The sequence below is a fragment of the Lactobacillus sp. genome, from assembly GCF_051873315.1.
In the GTDB taxonomy this organism is placed as follows: domain Bacteria; phylum Bacillota; class Bacilli; order Lactobacillales; family Lactobacillaceae; genus Lactobacillus.
The window spans coordinates 19113-37846 of the sequence record NZ_JBJEES010000068.1; the positions used below are offsets into that span (position 1 = coordinate 19113).

At 52.8% G+C, this 18734-nt stretch carries 22 protein-coding genes and 1 other RNA gene; 1 reads left to right on the forward strand and 22 read right to left on the reverse strand.

Annotation, left to right across the window (positions count from 1 at the left end; all coding sequences use genetic code 11):
- Positions 1-43 precede the first annotated feature (43 nt).
- From groL to ACI32D_RS04365, 3 genes are all read right to left on the reverse strand, one after another.
- Entirely contained in the window at positions 44-1657 is a 1614-nt protein-coding gene (gene groL, locus ACI32D_RS04355) for a chaperonin GroEL (RefSeq protein WP_439775415.1), read from the reverse strand.
- 22 nt (positions 1658-1679) lie between these two features.
- Entirely contained in the window at positions 1680-1964 is a 285-nt protein-coding gene (groES, locus tag ACI32D_RS04360; protein ID WP_270449034.1) for a co-chaperone GroES, read from the reverse strand.
- 155 nt (positions 1965-2119) lie between these two features.
- Positions 2120-2806, reverse strand: a complete 687-nt coding sequence (locus ACI32D_RS04365) for a redox-sensing transcriptional repressor Rex (protein WP_439775416.1) — start codon at positions 2804-2806, stop codon at positions 2120-2122.
- Positions 2807-3070: 264 nt separating this feature from the next.
- Here ACI32D_RS04365 and ACI32D_RS04370 point away from each other — a divergent pair, with 264 nt between their 5' ends.
- Positions 3071-4987 (forward strand): ABC-F family ATP-binding cassette domain-containing protein, encoded by a 1917-nt coding sequence (locus ACI32D_RS04370; RefSeq protein WP_439775417.1) that lies wholly within the window; start codon positions 3071-3073, stop codon positions 4985-4987.
- 65 nt (positions 4988-5052) lie between these two features.
- Here ACI32D_RS04370 and tsaD read toward each other — a convergent pair whose 3' ends face one another.
- From tsaD to ACI32D_RS04465, 19 genes are all read right to left on the reverse strand, one after another.
- Positions 5053-6093: a tRNA (adenosine(37)-N6)-threonylcarbamoyltransferase complex transferase subunit TsaD gene (tsaD, locus tag ACI32D_RS04375; protein WP_439775418.1), complete on the reverse strand. Its 1041-nt coding sequence runs from the start codon at positions 6091-6093 to the stop codon at positions 5053-5055.
- 2 nt (positions 6094-6095) lie between these two features.
- Positions 6096-6626, reverse strand: coding sequence for a ribosomal protein S18-alanine N-acetyltransferase (gene rimI, locus ACI32D_RS04380; RefSeq protein WP_439775419.1), 531 nt, complete (start codon positions 6624-6626; stop codon positions 6096-6098).
- Positions 6627-6630: 4 nt separating this feature from the next.
- Positions 6631-7353 (reverse strand): tRNA (adenosine(37)-N6)-threonylcarbamoyltransferase complex dimerization subunit type 1 TsaB, encoded by a 723-nt coding sequence (gene tsaB, locus ACI32D_RS04385; protein ID WP_439775420.1) that lies wholly within the window; start codon positions 7351-7353, stop codon positions 6631-6633.
- A 17-nt stretch (positions 7354-7370) separates the two neighbouring features.
- The gene (locus ACI32D_RS04390; protein ID WP_439775421.1) at positions 7371-7901 is read right to left on the reverse strand and encodes a folate family ECF transporter S component; all 531 of its coding nucleotides are present in this window, start codon (positions 7899-7901) and stop codon (positions 7371-7373) included.
- Positions 7902-7943: 42 nt separating this feature from the next.
- Positions 7944-8693, reverse strand: a complete 750-nt coding sequence (locus ACI32D_RS04395; RefSeq protein WP_439775422.1) for an acyl-[acyl-carrier-protein] thioesterase — start codon at positions 8691-8693, stop codon at positions 7944-7946.
- Positions 8690-9553: a 16S rRNA (cytidine(1402)-2'-O)-methyltransferase gene (gene rsmI / locus ACI32D_RS04400; protein WP_439775423.1), complete on the reverse strand. Its 864-nt coding sequence runs from the start codon at positions 9551-9553 to the stop codon at positions 8690-8692. Before rsmI ends, ACI32D_RS04395 begins: the two co-directional genes overlap by 4 nt.
- Positions 9553-9885 carry a DNA replication initiation control protein YabA gene (yabA, locus tag ACI32D_RS04405; RefSeq protein WP_050890498.1) on the reverse strand — a complete coding sequence of 111 codons (333 nt, stop codon included), beginning with the start codon at positions 9883-9885 and terminating at the stop codon, positions 9553-9555. Before yabA ends, rsmI begins: the two co-directional genes overlap by 1 nt.
- A gap of 15 nt (positions 9886-9900) precedes the next feature.
- Positions 9901-10767, reverse strand: coding sequence for a DNA polymerase III subunit delta (locus tag ACI32D_RS04410; RefSeq protein WP_439775424.1), 867 nt, complete (start codon positions 10765-10767; stop codon positions 9901-9903).
- A complete protein-coding gene (locus tag ACI32D_RS04415) occupies positions 10767-11093 on the reverse strand; it encodes a cyclic-di-AMP receptor (protein ID WP_439775425.1) in 327 nt (108 codons plus the stop codon). Before ACI32D_RS04415 ends, ACI32D_RS04410 begins: the two co-directional genes overlap by 1 nt.
- An 11-nt stretch (positions 11094-11104) precedes the next feature.
- Positions 11105-11743: a dTMP kinase gene (tmk, locus tag ACI32D_RS04420; protein WP_439775426.1), complete on the reverse strand. Its 639-nt coding sequence runs from the start codon at positions 11741-11743 to the stop codon at positions 11105-11107.
- A 129-nt stretch (positions 11744-11872) separates the two neighbouring features.
- Complete coding sequence (locus ACI32D_RS04425) at positions 11873-12109, reverse strand: YaaL family protein (RefSeq protein WP_439775427.1); 237 nt, start codon at positions 12107-12109, stop codon at positions 11873-11875.
- A 1-nt stretch (position 12110) separates the two neighbouring features.
- A complete protein-coding gene (recR, locus tag ACI32D_RS04430; RefSeq protein WP_439775428.1) occupies positions 12111-12710 on the reverse strand; it encodes a recombination mediator RecR in 600 nt (199 codons plus the stop codon).
- Between the two features lies 1 nt (position 12711).
- Entirely contained in the window at positions 12712-13041 is a 330-nt protein-coding gene (locus tag ACI32D_RS04435; RefSeq protein WP_270449056.1) for a YbaB/EbfC family nucleoid-associated protein, read from the reverse strand.
- A 70-nt stretch (positions 13042-13111) separates the two neighbouring features.
- Positions 13112-14920, reverse strand: coding sequence for a DNA polymerase III subunit gamma/tau (dnaX, locus tag ACI32D_RS04440; protein ID WP_439775429.1), 1809 nt, complete (start codon positions 14918-14920; stop codon positions 13112-13114).
- A gap of 53 nt (positions 14921-14973) precedes the next feature.
- Positions 14974-15067, reverse strand: an RNA gene (ffs, locus tag ACI32D_RS04445) — signal recognition particle sRNA small type.
- A gap of 12 nt (positions 15068-15079) precedes the next feature.
- Positions 15080-15589 carry a tRNA adenosine(34) deaminase TadA gene (gene tadA, locus ACI32D_RS04450; protein WP_439775430.1) on the reverse strand — a complete coding sequence of 170 codons (510 nt, stop codon included), beginning with the start codon at positions 15587-15589 and terminating at the stop codon, positions 15080-15082.
- A complete protein-coding gene (locus ACI32D_RS04455; RefSeq protein ID WP_439775431.1) occupies positions 15589-16191 on the reverse strand; it encodes a class I SAM-dependent methyltransferase in 603 nt (200 codons plus the stop codon). Before ACI32D_RS04455 ends, tadA begins: the two co-directional genes overlap by 1 nt.
- A 1-nt stretch (position 16192) precedes the next feature.
- Positions 16193-16723: a bifunctional pyr operon transcriptional regulator/uracil phosphoribosyltransferase PyrR gene (gene pyrR / locus ACI32D_RS04460; protein WP_439775432.1), complete on the reverse strand. Its 531-nt coding sequence runs from the start codon at positions 16721-16723 to the stop codon at positions 16193-16195.
- Positions 16724-16832: 109 nt separating this feature from the next.
- Positions 16833-18734 (reverse strand): hypothetical protein (locus ACI32D_RS04465; protein WP_439775433.1); only part of this gene is annotated, 1902 nt, incomplete at its 5' end.

Sequence of the window (18734 nt, forward strand, 5' to 3'; positions counted from 1 at the left end):
ACCCTTCTTACAGTAATTCTTGTGTGTGTTAAATTTCAGTATTTTACATCATGCCTGGTTGAGCAGGGGCTGCTTCAGGCTTGTCTTCCGGAATTTCTGCCACAACTGCTTCAGTGGTCAGCAAAAGACCAGCAATTGAAGCGGCGTTTTGCAGAGCTGACCGGGTCACCTTGGTTGGGTCGATGATCCCTTCGTCGATCATGTTGACATACTTGTCTTCAGCAGCGTTGTAGCCGACTTCCGGGTCAGCCTTGCGCAGGTGGTCAACAATGACTGAGCCTTCTTTGCCGGCGTTTTCAGCGATTTGTCGAACTGGAGCGGTCAAGGCCCGGGCCACGATGTTGATCCCGGTTTGTTCATCAGCAGTGTCACCCTTGGTTGCCTTAACGGCTTCTTCAACGTTGACCAGGGCAGTACCACCACCAGCTACGTAGCCTTCGTCAACAGCTGCGCGGGTAGCGTTCAAGGCATCTTCTACCCGGTAGCGGCGTTCCTTGAGTTCAGTTTCAGTAGCAGCGCCGACGTGGATTACGGCTACGCCGCCAGCCAGCTTGGCCAGACGTTCTTGCAGCTTCTTCTTGTCAAAGTCTGAACTGGTGTCTTCGATTTGCTTTCTGATGGTGTCAACCCGTTCTTGGATGGCTTCCTTGTCACCAGAGCCGTCAACGATAGTAGTTGAGTCCTTGGTGATGGTTACCCGGCGGGCTTGACCCAATTGGCTGAGCTGGGTGTCCTTGAGTTCCAGACCCAGGTCTTCAGAAATAACCGTACCGCCAGTCAAAGCAGCGATGTCAGCCAGTTGTTCCTTGCGGCGGTCACCAAAGCCAGGAGCCTTAACGGCAACAACGTTGAAGGTACCGCGGATCTTGTTCAAAACAAGAGTTGGCAAAGCTTCGCCAGTCACGTCGTCAGCGATGATCAAGAGAGCGCGGCCTTGTTGCACGATTTCTTGCAGCATTGGCAAGATGTCTTGGATGTTGGAAATCTTCTTGTCAGTAATCAAGATGTATGGGTTATCCAAGTCAGCTTCCATCTTGTCGTTGTCAGTTACCATGTATTGGGACAGGTAGCCGCGGTCGAATTGCATCCCTTCAACCACGCTCAGTTCAGTTTCAATCCCGCGGGAGTCTTCAATAGTGATGACGCCGTCGTTGCCGACCTTTTCCATGGCTTCAGCGATCAAGTCGCCGATTTCCTTTGAAGCACTTGAAATTGAAGCAACTTGGGCGATTTGGTCCCGGCTGGAAACTTCGTGGCTGTTCTTGTGCAATTGGTCAACGGCTGCTTGGGTAGCCTTTTCGATCCCGCGGCGGATGCCAACTGGGTTGGCACCGGCAACCACGTTCTTCATGCCTTCTTGCACGATAGCTTGGGTCAAAACAGTGGCAGTGGTCGTACCGTCACCGGCGATGTCGTTGGTCTTTGAAGCAGCTTCAGCCACCAGCTTGGCCCCCATGTTTTCGTAGTGGTCTTCCAGTTCAATTGCCTTGGCGATCGTCACGCCGTCGTTGGTAATCGTCGGGTTGCCGTAGCTTTGTTCCAAAACGACGTTTCTGCCCTTAGGCCCCAAAGTCGTCTTGACCGTGTTGGCCAACTTGTCAACCCCGTTTAAAAGTGAACGTCTTGCGTCTTCTGAAAACTTAATGTCTTTTGCCATTTTTTAATTTGCACTCCTTAAATTACTTAACGATTGCCAAAATGTCTTTTTCATGAAGGACTAAGTATTCCTTGCCTTCGTACTTGACCTTGGTGCCAGAATACTTATCGTATAAAACTTCATCGCCCTCTTGGACGGTCATAGGAAGCTTGCTGCCATCTTCAGCGTACAGGCCGCCGCCTACGGCAACAACCTTGCCTTGCGTTGGCTTTTCCTTAGCGTTGGAAGCAAGTACGATGCCACCAACGGTTTGTTCTTCAGCTTCTTTAACTTCAACGATCACGCGATCTCCAATTGGTTGTAACACGTTATTCCCTCCTGAAATTAATTGTCTTTAGAAATTCTTTAGCACTCATCTTGATCAAGTGCTAACTTACAACTATGATAATAATCCCTTTTTCCAAAAAAGGCAAGAGAAAAATAGCACTTTTTAGGCGAGAGTGCTAAAAAGTGCTGTTTTCCTTATTTATTCGTGTTGTCCATGGCCTTCTTCCGCTCTTCCAGCTGCTTTTTAATCATTTCGTCAGAGTCGAGGAAGTAGATCAAGGTCTGCAATTCGGTAGCCAGGTCGACGTTTTGGATCCGGACCCCGTTTGGGGCGGACAGGCGGATCGGGGTAAAGTTCATGATCCCCTTGATCCCGGCTTCAATCATTTCATCAGCCGTCTTCTGGGCCGTAGCCTGGGGAACGGTCAAAATGGCGATCCGGATCTGCTGGTCAGCGATCTGCTGCTTCATTTCATCCATTGAGTAGACCGGCACCCCTTGGGTGATCTTGCCAGTGATTTCCGGGTTGATGTCAAAGGCGCAGGAAATTCTGATATTGTTGCTGCGCTTGAAGTTGTAGTTCAAAAGAGCGTGGCCCAGGTTGCCGACTCCGACCAGGGCAACGTTGGTCAAAGTGTCCTGGTTGAGGATCTTCTTAAAGAAGCTGAGCAGGTTCTTGACGTCATAGCCGTAGCCCCGCTTGCCCAGGGCGCCGAAGTAGGAAAAGTCCCGGCGGATTGAAGCGCTGTCGACTTGGACGGCTTCAGCCAGTTCAGTTGAAGAAACCTTGTCTTTGCCTTCATCATTCAAAAGAAGCAAGTAGCGGTAATATAGCGGCAATCTTTTGGCAGTAGCCTTGGGAATTCTAAATTTGTTGTTCATAAAAGATGCCTCCGTCTGATTAGTTATTTGTGAATGTGAATCTGTAATCAATCATCTATTATGATACCCGTTTTTACTAGCCTTTGGCAAGTCATATTTTCACAATATTTGCCATAAAATCCTTTTCATCGATTTTTTTCACAAATCAATTGAAGGAGCCTGGCTCTTTTTAAAGCTGGGAAAGAAAGGAAAAATCTGCTGAAAATCATTGCCAGAGCCGTCAGCCGGGCCTTTGCATGGTACAATGTTTCAAGGTGAAAAAATATGATAATAGCACAAGGACACAATTTGGAGCAACGCTTCGGGGCTGCTCCTATATTCAGCAAGGTTAACTTTTCAATTGAAAACAATGCCCGGATCGGTCTGGTCGGACCAAACGGGGCCGGGAAAACGACCCTTTTAAAGATCATGACCGGCCGCCAGGAGGCCAGCCAGGGCGAATTTACCGTCAACAAGGGGATCGAACTCGGCTACATCGCCCAGGAGCACGACTTTGACGAAGAAAAGTCGATCTGGGAAGAGATGCTGACGGTCTTCCAGCCCTTGATCGACCAGGGCCAGCAGCTGGAAAAGCTGCAGTATGCCATCGCCGACCACCCGGAAGACGAGGAGCTTCTCCGCCGCCTGGACCAGGCCCAGTACAATTTTGAACAAGCCGGCGGCTACACTTATCAAGCCGAAATCAAGAGCATGCTCAACGGCTTCAACTTCCCGGAAGCGACCTGGAATAAGCAGATTGCCAGCCTGTCCGGCGGGGAAAAGACCCGGCTCAGCTTCGTCAAGCTGCTTTTGAAGAAGCCCCCGCTCCTGCTTTTGGACGAACCGACCAACTACCTGGACCTGGATACTTTGGACTGGCTGGAAGCCTTCCTTAAGAACTATCCAGGTGCCATCCTGACGGTTTCCCACGACCAGTACTTCTTAGACCACCTGGCCACGCAGATTTTTGAACTCCAGCATGGCCAGCTGACTGTCTTTAAAGGCAACTACAGCCAGTACTTAGCCCAGAGAGAACTCCGCGACCAGCAACAGGAAGCCGCTTATGAAAAGCAGCAGGAAGAAATCAAGCGCGAGGAAGAGTTCATCCAAAAGAACATCGTCCGCGCCTCCACTACCAAGCAGGCCCAAAGCCGGCGCAAGGCCCTGGAGAAGATGGAACTGGTCGACCCGCCAAAGCACAAGTCAAAAGTCCGGATCAAGTTTGACAGCGCCCGGCCATCCGGCAAGGAAGTCTTGATCTTGAAGGACCTGGCCGTTGGCTATCCAGACAAGACCATGCTTAAAGACATCTCCTTCCAGATCAACAAGGGCGACCGGGTGGCCATCATTGGGCAAAACGGGATCGGCAAGTCCACCCTTTTAAAGACCGTCATGAAGCAGCTGCCGGTTAAAGCTGGCTCAATCAAGTACGGGGCCAGCCTGGATATTGGCTACTATGACCAGGAACTGCAGGTCTTGGACTACTCTAAGACCGTGATCGACACCATTTGGGACCGGCACAAGGACATGAACGAAAAAGACATCCGGTCGATCCTGGCCAGCTTTTTGTTCACGGCCAAAGATATCGACAAGCAGGTCAGCCAGCTGTCCGGGGGGCAAAGAGCCCGCTTGACTCTAACCGTCTTGTCCATGGAGCACAACAACTTCCTTTTGATGGACGAACCAACCAACCACTTGGACCTGGACGCCAAGGAAGTTTTGGAAAAAGCTTTGGACGATTACGACGGCACCCTCCTCTTCGTTTCCCACGACCGCTACTTCATCAACGAACTAGCCAACAAGATCGTCGTTGCTAAAGACGGCCACGCCAAGATCTATGAAGGCAACTACACTTACTACTTGAACGAAAAGGCCAAGGAAGAAGCCGCCGCCCAAGAAGCTGCTGCTGAAGAAAAGCCAACCATCAAGGCAGTCAGCGAAAACAAGCTCTCCTACCAGGAGCAGAAAAAGCGGGACTCTGAAAAGCGGAAACTGGAGCGGCAGGTTGCCCAGGCAGAAAAAGACCTGGAAAAGCTGGAGGCCAAGGAACAAGAAATCCAGCAGGCCATGGCTGACCCGGCTATCGCTGCCGACTTCAGCAAGCTGGGGCCTTTGCAGGAAGACTTGACTGCTGTCCAGGAAAAGATCAGCCAAGTTACCCAGGCCTGGGAAGATGCCTCCCTGGCTTTAGAAGAATTTTAATTTTAGACAAAGTAAAAGCAAGTCCGTTTCTGGACTTGCTTTTTGTCTGCATTTTATTTTGCTTTTTACTTGTATTCCTCGGCGTAAGGCAGTTCCATTGACGGGTCCGCGTCCAAGGTCAAGTCGGCAAAGTCGCCGGCCAGGTACTGGTTGTAAGCGGCAGCCCCGATCATAGCCGCGTTGTCCCCGCAGAGCTTAAGCGGCGGCAGGACAACTTTTGGTGCCTTTTCCAAAGCCCCGATTTCCTTGTTCATCCGTTCTCTTAAGCCCAGGTTGGCGGCAACCCCGCCCCCCATGATGAAGGTCTTCGGCTGGTACTGCCGGATGGCCCGCATGGTCTTTTCAGCCAAAACGTCCACCACGGCCGCCTGGAAGCTGGCCGCCAGGTCATACTTATCCAGCTTCTGCCCCAATTGATCAGCATGGTGGCAGGTATTGATAAAGGCACTCTTCAGGCCTGAGAAAGAGAAGTCGTAATTGTCTTCATCAATCATGGCTCTAGGGAAGCCGAAAGTGTCCTTGCCCTGGTGAGCCCACTGGTCGATCGTCTTGCCGGCCGGGTAGTTGACCCCCAGGACCCGGCCGATCTTGTCATAAGCTTCCCCGGCCGCGTCGTCGCGGGTGTCGCCCACGATTTCAAAGTGGGTCGGGTCTTTCAGCAAAACAATTTCAGTGTGGCCACCGGAAACCTGCAGGGCCAGGGCCGGGTATTCGATCGGTTCAACCAGCTGGGCAGCTGAAATGTGGCCCATGATGTGGTCAACCCCGATGAGCGGCAGGCCAGTAGCCATGGAAGCCGCCTTGGCCGCGTTGATCCCGATCAAAAGTGCCCCGACCAGGCCAGGGCCATGGGTTACAGCGATGGCGTCCAAATCTTCCCAGCTGACCTTGGCTTCTTCCAGGGCTTCCCGGGTAATCTGGGTAATCACTTCGATATGATGGCGGCTGGCCACTTCCGGCACGACCCCTCCGAAGCGGGCATGGCTCTTGATTTGGGTAGCCACAATCAGGCTTTCGATCTCTGACCCGTTTTTGACCACGGCAGTCGAAGTCTCGTCACAGGAGCTTTCAAAAGCTAAAATGCGAATGTCTTTCTTTTCCTTCACAGTCAGTTCTTCTTTCTTAGATGGCAGATCATGTTCAAACCGTCGCTGTCAGGACGGTCATCATTGTTGTAGTAGTTCTTGCGGACAAAATTGTCTTCAAAGCCAAGCCGGCGGTAAAGTTCCTGGGCCTTCTTGTTTTCGACCCGCACTTCCAAAGTAACCGCCTTGAGGTCGGCAGACCTAGCCAGGTCTATAACTGTCTGCACCAGGTAGCTCCCGATCCCCTGCCCTTGCTCTTTGGGCACCACCGCCAAAAAGGTAATGTGGGCCTTAGATAAACTGAAGCGGCAGCCGATGGCCCCGGCCAAAAATTCCCCCTCAAGCAAAAGCAGGTAGAGGGAATCCCGGCGGCGCAGCTCTTCAGCAAAAACTTCCTCGTCCCAGGGCAGGCGGCCGGCATAAACTTCTTTTTCCAGCAAAAGGAGGCGGGCAAGTTCGCCAGCCTCCGCTTTTTTTAAGCAGTATTCATGGCCGCTGATGCTGATTGCCCGGGGGGCGAACTGCACCAGGTCAGCTTTAAAGAATAGTCCCATAAGTCTAAACTTCTTCTACGTATGCACTGTCTGCTTCAAATTCCTGGCCGGTTTTCTTGGCCCAGTCGTACTCAGCCTGCGTCCGGCGCAGGTAGTTCGGCACAGCCTGGTCCGGATCAAGGACCGGGGAATTTACCGCCAAACGGCCAATGGCACTGGCATGCAGGAGGTTTTCCTGCCCTTCAGCCAAGCGCAAGTCCTTGTCGGCCAGACCTGCCGCGATTTCTTCCTGGTACTTGTCAAAGTCGCTGCCGACAAAAATCACCTTTTGGTCAGGCAGAGCCGCTACTTGCTTTAAGAGTTCACTTAAGTGGTAGTGGCCGTCAGCAAGCACTGCTTCCCGGCCCCGGTAGGCCCCGGCAAAAAAGTTCTTGTTTCTGGCGTCCAATGCCGCCACAACCAAGGCATCTTCACCGGCAAAGTTCTGGGCAAGAGCCTGCAAGGTTGAGACCCCGACCAGCTCTTTATTCAAAATGCTGGCAAACATCTTAGCCGTAGTCAAGCCGACTCTGAGGCCGGTATATGAACCAGGCCCGATCGCTACCGCGAAACGGTCGATGTCTTTTAGCGCCAGGCCGTTTTCTTCCAGCAGGCTGGCGATGTCTGGATCAAGGTCAACGCTGTGGTTGCGCTGGTTTTCCTCGATCTTTTCGCTGACCACTTGGTCATCTTCATTCAAGGCAACGCTCAAATCGCTCGTTGCCGTCGAAATGCTTAAAATCTTCATTCTCTAACTTTTATTTCCTAAAACTTTCTACTCAGCTTGACCCGGGACAAGGCTTCCAGGACAAACCAAACCACGACCATTTGAATCCATGGGGTGATCATTTCCTTGAGGATCCGGCTGGACAAGGCTGTCATGAAGTTGGCCCCGTACATCATGCTGACCCAAAGGGTGTTCAAACCGATGTTGCAGATCACAGTGACGCAGATCACGGATGCAATGACCCGCCAAACTTGAACGGGCTTTTTGTACAAGAAGAAACCGTAGATCATCGGCCCCAAAGCAGCGGTCAAGGTATAACCGATAAAGAAGCCGCCCAGGTTGCCAAAAATCGCGGATGATACCAAGTCGCTCAAGGCACCGCCGGCAAAGCCCCACCAAGGCCCAAACAAGTAGCCCAGCATGACGCTGCCGATAAAGCCAAGGCCCACCTGCAAGGTGGCATCCCCAACCTTAAACTGCTCTAAAACCACCTTGATGGCGATAACCATGGCCAGCAAGACCAGCTCCCGCAGCTCCAGCTTGCTGCTTACTTTTGATTCACTTTTCACAAGTCTGTCCTCCTAAAAAATGGCTTAACAAAAACAACTGAATCAGTCTCTATTAAAACACATTTTTTGCCAGTTTACCTCACAAAGTGCCATAACTTCACCTTGCCGGGTGATGGCGTGACAGGTCTTGACAGCGCTGTCTTCTGTTTCCTGCATAACCTGGCAGGCAACTTCATCGCCGTATTTGATTTCCTTCTCAAACTTGATGGCCAGGCTTTTCGGCTCATGGCTGTTGACAAAATCCCGCGGCAGACTGTCAACGATCCAGTCCAGGTAGTGGGCATTGTTGACGTGGTGGTTGGAATCCAGGTCATAGTAGTAGGCCCGGTAGATCTTTTCGTCTGAATAAGCGGCTTTTGGCCGCAGTTTCTTGAAGCGGGGCATCTTGGCCAAAAGGGGTGCTCCCAGTTGCCCAGCAATTTTTTCATCGCTTGGCAAAAGCTTTCTGGTCTGTAAATCAAACAAAATCCACTGACTGTGGGCGATGACCAGGTCATTCCCTGCTTCGTCCTCAATGCCGAAGTCCCGATAGGACAAAAAACGGTTGTAGCCAACCGCTTCAGTCCAAACCTTGACCTTTTGCCTGGCCCGGGGCAGGTCCGTAAATTCAAATTCGTACTGGGTGACTACCCAGCCCCAGCCCCTCTCCTTCATGGCGCTGGCCCCGCCTGAAGTAGGCGCAAGCTGGCCTTCAGACGTTTCCATCATCAGGTCGATCATTCTGGGCAATTTCAGCTGGCCGCTTTCCCCGCAGTCAGCGTATTCCAGCTGGTAATCCTTGTAATATCTCATTTTGCTCCCTCTTGGTGGTAGCGGTCATAGAGCTCGTTTTTAGAAACTCCCTGGCTCTTGGCCACCTGCTTGATGGCATCCTTTTTAGAAACGCCCTGGTCTACCTGTTCTTTGACCATGTCTACCAGGTCAGTCCAGTCCAGGGTCTTTTCTTCCGTATTTGGCGACACCAAAACGACGAACTCACCTCTGGGATCAACTTCCTTAAAGTGCTGGATGACTTCTTCCAAGCTGCCGCGGACGAATTCTTCATGAATCTTGGTCAGTTCTCTGGCGCAGACGATCTGCCGGCTGCCAGGAATTACTTCCGCCATCTGTTCCAGAGTCTTCAAGAGCCGGTGAGGTGCCTCATAAAAAATTGAGGTAGCTCTTGAAGCATTGATTTCTTCTAAAAATGGCCGCTGCTGGCTGGCCTTGCGGGGCAAAAAGCCGTAGTAGGTAAAAGGCTGCCCGTCAAAACCGGAAGCGATCAAGGCCGTGGCAAAAGCCGACGGGCCAGGCAGGGGAACGACTGGAACATTGTTTTTAATGCATTCCTGGACCAAAATATAGCCGGGATCGGAAATCACCGGCATGCCGGCATCGCTGATCTCGGCGATTGTGGCCCCATCCTGCATCAACTTGACCAGTTCAGGCGCCTTTTCTTTTGAGTTGAACTTGTGAAAGGCCACCATTTTGTTGTGAATGCCCAGCCGGTCCAGCATGATGCCGCTGGTTCTGGTGTCTTCAGCGGCAATGTAGTCAGCCTCTTCCAGAATCCGCTTGGCCCGGATCGTAATGTCTTCCAGGTTGCCGATGGGCGTAGGCACCAAATAGAGCTTGCCCTGCTGGTCATCCGCGTAGCTGTGTTGCGTTTGCATTATTTGTGCACCGACTTCTTTCCAAAATTATCCAAAATATCTAGGCAAAACATGCAGTCCGCGCTGGGATCACGGTGGGTCCCGTAGTACATGTTGCAAATATGGTAGCCAGACTGGTAGATCTGCTTGAGCATGGCCATCCCGCTCTGGCTCTTGCCTTCGTGTTCTTTAACCGTCAATTTGTCCAGCTTCTCGCGCAAAAGCTGGTTTTCAACCTTGAGCTCGGTATTTTCCTTCAAGCTCTCCAGCACCTCCTGCTGCAGGGAGTCCATGCTCTTGAGCATGCGTTCCATCTGCTGCTGCAGCTGCTGCAATTTAGTATATGGGTCCACTTTCCTTACCTGCCTTTACTGCTGCCACTTTAAGGCCAAATAGTCCAAATTGTTCAAAAAGCCGACATTGCTCTGCCGCATCCGGTCAACCTGCATTAAGTCCGCCAAAAAATCTGCCGCTTCCTGGTAGTCACCCTTTGCCAGGTCCTTTTCGCCCCATTTCTTGAGCAAAATCCAGACATACTTTTCCCAGGCCTTGGTCCCCTGCTTTTTAACCAAGCCCGCCAGCTGGTGGGCAGACACGATGGCCAAAGAGTCATGCTCGCGGAGTTCCTGGTAAAAGTATTTGACCGCCTGGTCGATCTCCTGGCTGCTTTTAACCTGGTCAACTTCTTCCTGGCTCATGCCATTGGCCAAAAGGAGCCTGTCTTTGCTGGAAGCTGCCTGCTGGCTGAAATTGATGATCTGAGTCCTGGACTTGATCGTCGGCAGAATCTGCCCGCCATTATTGGCAATCAAAAAAGTGACTACCGGAGCAGCTGGCTCTTCCAGCAGATTGAGCAGGGCGTTTGCGGCCGGCAGGGTCAGCTTCTGGGCATGGTTGATCACGAAGTAGCGCCGGTCGCCTTCCAAGGGGCTTTTGGCTAATTCCTGCTTAAGTGGCCGGATCTGATCAATCGCGATCGACTGCTTGTTTTCTTCTGTATCGATCAAAAAGACGTCCGGGTGGTTGCCTTCCAGAATCCGCCGGCAAGCCGGGCAGGTTCCGTCCGGCTTCTCTTCGCCCGTGCAGTTCACGTAGCAGATCAGCCAGTAGGCAGTGTTTAAGGCTTCCCCCTCATCGCTTGACAAGAGCAGGTAGGCATGCGACAGCTGCCCCCGGTCCTGGGCTTGCTTGAGCTGCCGGGATTCGGCCCCGCCAATTTGCTTTAAATCCAGCATTAAAAGTGGAGGAACTGGTCAACCGGCAAGACGAAGACCGTCGCGCCGCCGACCGTGATGTTGACCGGTTCAATCGGCTGCTCGAAGGAAATGCCTGGGTGCAGGCCAGGGTTGATCGTTTCTTCTCTGGTTTGGGAATGCTCTTCGATCAGCTTTAAAACGTCTTCAACGTCTTCATCTTCCACCCCAAGCAAGAAGGTGGTGTTGCCTTCACGCAAAAAGCCGCCCGTTGACGCCAGTTTAGTGGCGCCGACATTGTTGTCGACAAAAGCTGCCTGCAGGCGCTTGGCGTCTTCAGACTGGACAATGGCAATGATCAGTTTCATCTTGATCCCCCCTAAAACAATTCTGGAAATCTGCTTTTCACCAGTTTAACACTTGCGGCCACGACTTGCGGCAAATCTTGACTCGCGTCGACCACTTTTATCCGGTCCGGTTGTTTTTGATTGACTTTCTGGTAGCCCTGGTAGACCTTTTCATGGAAGTCCAGCTTCTCTTGTTCCAGCCGGTCTTCACTGCCTGACCGGGCCTTGGCGATTCTGGCCAGGCCCTGGGCCGGGTCCAAATCCAAAAAGATGGTCAGGTCCGGCTCCAAGTGGCCGGTGGCAAAGGCGTTGATCTGGGCTACTTCATCAATCCCCAGTCCCCGCCCCTGGCCCTGGTAGGCCAAAGAAGAGTCGACGAAGCGGTCGGAGATGACCAGGTCTCCCCGCTTTAAAGCGGGATTGATGATCTCGCTGACGTGCTGGGACCGGCTGGCCGCGTAGAGCAGGGCCTCGGTCTTGGCGTTCATTTCGGTGTTGGCCGGGTCCAGGATGATGTCGCGGATTTTTTCAGCAATTTTTGACCCGCCTGGCTCCCGCGTTACCAAAATCTCCCGCTTGCACTGGCCCTTGATGGCCTTGACGACTTCATTGATCACTGTCGTTTTGCCGGCGCCGTCGGGACCTTCAAAAGTGATAAAGTAACCTTGCATTTGTTCTTGCCTCCTAACTATCTATTTTACAGAACTAAGGCTAGTATTTACAGAGTTAACTTCCCACTAAATCTAGTAGGTAAAAATTGCAAAAAAATAATCCCCCGAAATTGAGGGATTAATACGCTTCTATTGGGAAATGGCGTTGGTGACGCCGGTATATGAAGCATGGCGGTAGCGAGCCTCATCGTATAAAAAGGCATACTCAGCTCTTAAAATCTTGTCCGCCACGATATTGTCGTCAGACATGTCCAGGGTCGTGTTGTCCAGGCCCTTGCTGAGGCTGATTTCCTGCTGCAGCTTTTCCACCAAAGCCATCAGCTTCTCATCTTCTGCTTGCTTGATTTTGTCGCTGTGCTTATTCATGCTATAGCTCCGTTCTTCCTTGAACTGCCCGCTTCAAAGTGATCAAGTTGGCGTACTCAATGTCAGAGCCGACCGCCAGCCCCGCGGCCAGGCGGGTGACCTTAAGGCCGGCCGGCTTGATCAAGCGGGAGATGTACATGGCCGTTGACTCCCCTTCAGGGGTGGAATTAAGGGCCAGGATGACTTCTTTGGCGTCATCGTTTTTCTGCAGGCGGACGATCAAGGACTTGATGTTGATCTGCTCCGGCCCGATCCCGTCCATCGGAGACAAGACCCCATGCAGGACATGGTAGAGGCCGTCATATTCGCCCATGTTTTCAAAGGCCATCACGTCCTTGGCTTCTTCAACCACCATGATGGTTGACCGGTCCCGGGCAGGATTGCTGCAAATGGCGCAAGGGTCCTGCTCGGTGATGTTGCCGCAGATTGAGCACTGACGCAGTTTTTCCTTAACGTCAACTAAAGACTGAGCGAATTCGTCCACGTCTTCTTTAGGCATGTCCATGGCGTAAAAGGCCAGGCGGGTCGCCGTCTTTTCACCGATGCCCGGCAGTTTCATGAAGGAATCGATCAAGCGGGCAATTGGCAGTGGGTATTGCAAATTACATCAAGCCTTTCGTGTACTTGCCCAGGCTCTGCTGGGTTGCCTGGTCGATCTGCTTCAAGCCCTTGTTGACGGCGTCGATGACCAGATCTTCCAGCATATCCGGGTCATCCGGGTCAATAGCTTCCGGCTTGATGGACAAGCTCTTTAAAGTCCGGTCGCCGGTAAAAGTGGCGACTACCATGTCATCAGCTGCCTTGCCGGTGAATTCCTGGGTCGTGATGTTTTCCTGTTCCTGGGCCATTTGTTCCTGCAGCTTCTTGGCTTGCTTCATCATCTGCTGCATGTTCATGCCGCCCATTCCTGGGAAAGCTGGTCTCTTGCTCATGAAAAAAATCTCCTTTTTGTTTCGTTTTTATCTGCTTAATTTTAACGCGAAAAAAGTTTTTTGGCGAATATTAGTCCTTGATCTGGGCCAGAGAGCCAAAAAGTTCTTCTGCCTTGCTTACGACCGCATCATCTTCCGGCGGAGCCTGGTCCGGCAAAGGCGGCTCAGGAGCTGCTTCTTCTGCCGGGGCCGGCTGGGCCTTGGCCCGAAGCTGGCTAGCGTGTTCTTTGATGAAGTCCTGGCGGATCTTCGGCCATGCTTTTTCATCAACGATGGCGATGGTCCAGCTCTCCTTGGTCAATTGCTCCAGGTCAGCTTTCAGCGTTGCTAAAAATTCCTGCGGATTTGTGGCCAGCTGCCAGGCCCGTGACTGGCTGGACAAAAGAACTGCCCGGTCGCTGGCCGCGATCGGCTGCAAAAAGCCCAAGACCGTCTTGGCTGGTTCGGCCAGCATGCTTGGCAAGTCCCGGTCCCAGAGGTTGCGGGCCTCGGCTAAGCCGGGCTTGGTGGCCTGGCTTAAGACCGCGTAGATCTCTTCCTTGCTGCTGGTGATCTCGGCCTGCAGATTTTCAGCTTGTTGCTGCCTTTCAGCTGCCTGCTGGGCCACTTCAGTTGCCCCGCCCTTTTGCGTGTACAGCTGCTGGTTGAGCTGGAAGACATGGCGAGGGCTGAAGCCCTGGCTTGGCCGCTGACTCAACTGCTGGACCTGCTGGGTCAGCTGGTGGACTTGTTCTTTCAAGACCTTGACCTGCCGCTCTAAGGCCGGGTCACTGGCTGAAGGCGTTGCGGCTGGCTGACCTGCCTGGCTATTTTGCCGCTTCTGGCTGGCCTGGACTAAAAAGACCTCCAAAGGAATCTGCTGCTGGTTGGTAAAGCGGAGGCTGCCCAGGGCATCGTTAGCCTGGTCAATAATCTGGCTGAAGCGGTCTGGGCCTTGCTGGGCAATTTCCTGGGCAAAGTCTTCCGTCAGGAATTCCCCCTGCCCCGTTTTGCCATAAAGCATGGCTTGGACGGCCAGGCTGATGATTTCATTTAAGATGTTCTGAGCACTGGCTCCGTCTTGAATGGCAGACTTAGCCAAGTCCAGGGCCTGCTGGCTGTCCCCGTTTAAGAGGGCCAAAAGGAGCTTTTCTATTTGCTCCTGGGCGGCAAAGCCGGTGACCTCCAGGGCGTCTTCGTAGCGGACTGAGCTTTTTTCAAAAGAAAGAAGCTGGTCCAAAATACTCAAGGCGTCCCGCATCCCCCCGTCAGCGACCTGGGCGATGACCTTTAAGGCCTTGTCCTCGTATTCGACCCCTTCCTGGCCCAGGATGTATTCCATCCGCTTGACCATGGCTTCGTTAGAGAAGCGCTTGAAGTTGTAGCGCTGGGTTCTGGAAATGATGGTGGCCGGAACCTTCTGCAGTTCGGTCGTCGCCAAAATGAAGACGACGCTGGCCGGCGGCTCTTCCAAAGTCTTCAAAAGGGCGTTGAAGGCCGAAATCGACAGCATGTGGACTTCGTCGATGATGTAAACCTTGTACTTGCCTTCAGTTGGGGCATAGTGGACCTTGTCTAAAAGGTCGCGGATTTCGTCAACGCTGTTGTTTGAGGCCGCGTCCATTTCGATGATGTCCGGCATTGCCCCCTTGTCTGCGGCCAGGCAGTTGCTGCACTCGTTGCAGGGCTCGCCCTCTTGCAGGTTCAGACAGTTCAAGGCCTTGGCAAAAATCTTGGCGCATGAGGTCTTCCCCGTCCCCCGCGGGCCGGCGAAAAGAAAGGCATGCGAGACCTTGCCCCGGATAAGTGAATTCTTGAGGGTATCGGTAATGGCTTCCTGCCCAACCACATCATCAAAGGTGCGCGGGCGCCATTTGCGATACAAAGCTTGATAAGCCATACATTCTCCCCGTAATGAAAAAGCTCCTAGCCCCGAAGAGCTAAGAGCCTGTTAATTGCTAAATAAAGGGCACATGCCCAAGCGACCTTAGTGCTGCTACCTTCCGGTCCTGACACGCTTCGGAGGTCGAACATTGCCCAACCAATATTGTAACCTAAACTAATCCTTTTGGCAATTTTCCTGGGCTTTTTTTGCCAATTTTTGCTTGCGGCGGATTTCCCGGAAGAAATCTTTCAAAAGCTGGGCTCCCTGGTCTTTGTAAAGACCCCGGATGACCTTGGGATGGTGGTTGAATTTTTCCACGCTGAAGAGGTCAACCACGCTGCCGGCAGCGCCGGCTTTGGGGTCCATGGCCGCGAAGTAGACTTCCTTGATCCGGGAGTTGATAATGGCTCCGGCGCACATGGCGCAAGGCTCCAGGGTAACAAAGAGGCTGCAGTCGATCAGGCGCCAGGAGTCAAGCTTTTGGCAGGCTTCCTTAATGGCCAGGATTTCGGCATGAGCCGTCCCGTCTTCATCCAGCTCCCGCCGGTTGTAGCCCCGGCCGATGATCTGCCCGTCTGGGCCCACGACAACGGCCCCAATGGGAACCTCATCTTGCAAGCGGGCCTTTTCCGCTTCAGCAAAGGCTGCCTCCATATAGGTCTTTTTCTCTTCGCTTGAATACATTATTTCTTCACGCTCTTTAAAATGTAGTAGCCCTTGTCCCGGGTCAAGATTTCGCAGTTGCCAAAAGATGCTGCCATCAGCTTTTTCGCGCTCGGTGCCCCCTGCTTTTTCTGGATGACGACCAGCAAAATCCCGCCTTCTAACAGGTGGTCCTTGGCTTCTGACAAGATGCTGGACCAGATGGCTTTGCCGGCCCTAATCGGCGGGTTGGTCACGATCATGGCATATTGGCCAGCAACTTCTTGGTAGCGGTCTGAGGCAAAAATATTGACGTTGCCTGCCCCATTGGCCGCCGCGTTTCTTCTGGCCAGATCCATGGCCCGCTCGTTGACGTCAACCATGTCGACTTGGCGGTCTGGCCACTTTTTAGCGGCAAAAAGGCCGATCGGGCCATAGCCGCAGCCGACATCCAGGATATTGCCGCCTGGCAAATCCTGGTCCAGCATCTGTTCAATCAAGACTCCGCTGCCGTAGTCGACCCGGTTTTTGGAAAAAACGCCGGCATCCGTGGTCAAGTTCAAATTAATGCCATTAAGGTGGTAGTTGACATGATGTTCGTCATGGCTGGCCGTGGGATTTTCAGTAAAATATTGTTCAGCCATCTTAAGCCTCACTGATCTTTACGGCGTCTTCGCCGTCGATTTCACTGACCTGGACCTGGACGTCCTCGCTGGCCGCCGTCGGGATGTTCTTGCCGATGAAGTCCGGCCGGATCGGCAGTTCCCGGTGGCCCCGGTCGATCAAGACAGCCAGAGCGATCTTAGCAGGCCGGCCCTGGTCCATAATCGCGTCAAGGGCTGCCCGGATGGTCCGGCCGGTGTAAAGGACATCGTCAACCAGGATGACCGTCTTGCCGGTCAAGTCAAAGGAAGTGTCAAAGCTGGCGATAGCCTTGGCCTTTTCTTCCCGGCTGAGGTCGTCGCGGTAGGCGGAGATGTCCAAAGACAGAACTGGCAGCTGGCTGTCTTCGATCTTGGCCAGGCGGTCACCGATTCTTTGGGCCAGGTACCAGCCCCTGGTCTTGATCCCGATCAAAACCAGGTTTTCCGTCCCCTGGTTTCTTTCCACAATTTCGTAGCTCATTCTGGTCAGAGCCCGGCGGATCCCCGCTTCATCCATGATATTTTTGCTCATTTTTATTCTCTCCGTATTGTAGTTTTTCTTTCTATTCTACTTTTTGTGTCAGTTGCTGTTTCTTTTATCTGTTAAAAAAGCATCGCTAACCATTTTATAAGACTGGCCCTTATTCAGTCAAATTCCGCCAGTTCTTTTCATAAGCGCTGGCCACCAGGTCCAGGTACTTGTCATAGTCAAGCGAGTTCAAAATTGCTTCCTGCTCTTCAGCTGCAAGCAGGTTGATCGCCCGGTTTTCCACGTGCATGGACCAGTCAGGTGACAAATTAGGAATCTTCTGGACGGCAGCCTCCCGGCCCTTGGCCAAGTTTCCCAGGCCGTTAGCCTTAAGAACGGCCAGGGCTTCTTGGTCATGCTGAATTACGGCTTCCCCGCTTCTCTTGCGCTTGTTCAGCATGGCCGGGGTCAGCTTTTTAGCCGCGGCGGAATACAGGTGGACCGTCTTAGGCAGGCCGTCTTGGTAGATAAAAACCCGGTTGTAGCGCTGCAAGATTAAAAGCTGGCCGGCATCTCCCCGGCCGAAAATGCAGTTGGCCCGCTCCTTGCTGTGGTTGGCTGAAAGGACATTTTGAAACATTCTGAGCCGGTGGGCCGGGTCTGGGAAGGCTTCCTTGGCTTCCTCCAGAATCTGCCGGCCAAGGTCACGGTCAAAAGGCGCCGCCAGGTCGGTTCTTTTTTCCAGCAGATAGCGGCTGAGGGCCCAGTCGATAATGGCCGGGTGGGCCAGGGACTTGGTCGGGCTGGTGTCCTTCCGGCAGGCCAGGCTGCCTGAAGCTGACAGAACCTTGGTCAAATCCGGGCTGGCTTCCAGGCGGTTGTTGGAGTCTTTAGAGACCAGGTAGAGTTCTTCCGGGACAATCTCCACCCCAATTTCAGCAGCTTCTTTAGCCAGAATCTTCCGGTTTAAGTCCGCATCTAAGACTGAGTAAAGGCCATCAGTATTGGTCGACACGATCCGGGCTCCGGCATAGGTCTGGGCCTGGCCAATCATATAAGTGAAGAGCTGGCCAATGATCCGCATGGACCGGATTCGGTTGTTCATTCTAATGGAGGACGGCACCCGCCCTTCTCTAGGGTCAGCGGCCCCGGTAGCTGAGTTTAAGATCAGCTTGGTCCCTTCTCTTTCGATATTGAACATCCGCCGCTCTTCGTCGCTGTATTGAGGATCGGTCCGCTTTTTGTCCAGTTCCTGCTTTCTTTCAAAAATTGCCGTATACCGGTCTTCACCTAAGCGGTCATTGTAAAAAGCATTCAAGCGCCGGAGCATGTTTGGATAGTAGGAGGTAAAGTCTTCGTGATTGGTCAGGTCGCTTGAAGTAAAGGCGTAGCGGTCATCCAGTCTGACCCGGCCCCCCTGCTTTTTGAAAACGGATGGTTCATCTTGACTGAAGTCGCGCCAAAACTGGCCCCGGTCGGCCGGATCTGTCTGCTCCATCAGCTTGATCGTTGCCTTAGTGGTCAAGAAGGTCTGGTACTTTTCCACCCGGCCGTCTGGCAGGGTGACTTCCCTGGCCTTACGCAGGTCCAGGGGATCCGGGTAAAGCTTTTGTACATAAGCCAGGTCAGCCTGCTTTTTCTCCCAAAGGGCATGGTCCTTTAAATAAAGCTCTTTATTGTACTCTGACCCATGCAGGCCGCCGACAGAGAAAGTAATGTAGCAAGTCGACGGCTGACCATCTTTTTGATAGTAGAAAAGGTTGGTGTCTTCGTCTTCAACCTCACTTAAGTCGCTGACCGGCAGGGCCTGGTCGCCGTAATCTTCCTGGTATTCCTTGGAAGGATTGAAGTTCTTGCCAGCAAACTGCTTGTAGTAGTCATAGACCCGATCAAACTTCTTGCGTAAGTTTTCGTCCTCAAAGAGCTTGTAGAAAAAGTCCCGGCTTTCTTCCAGGATATCCCTCTTCTTTTCCCCGGTCATTGCCGCCACGCTGGCAGCCGGGTACAAAAATGAAACGGCCCGGTCGTCTTTTAAGCGGCCATATGGGCAAATAGTCCGGCGGGCAAAGTTGGC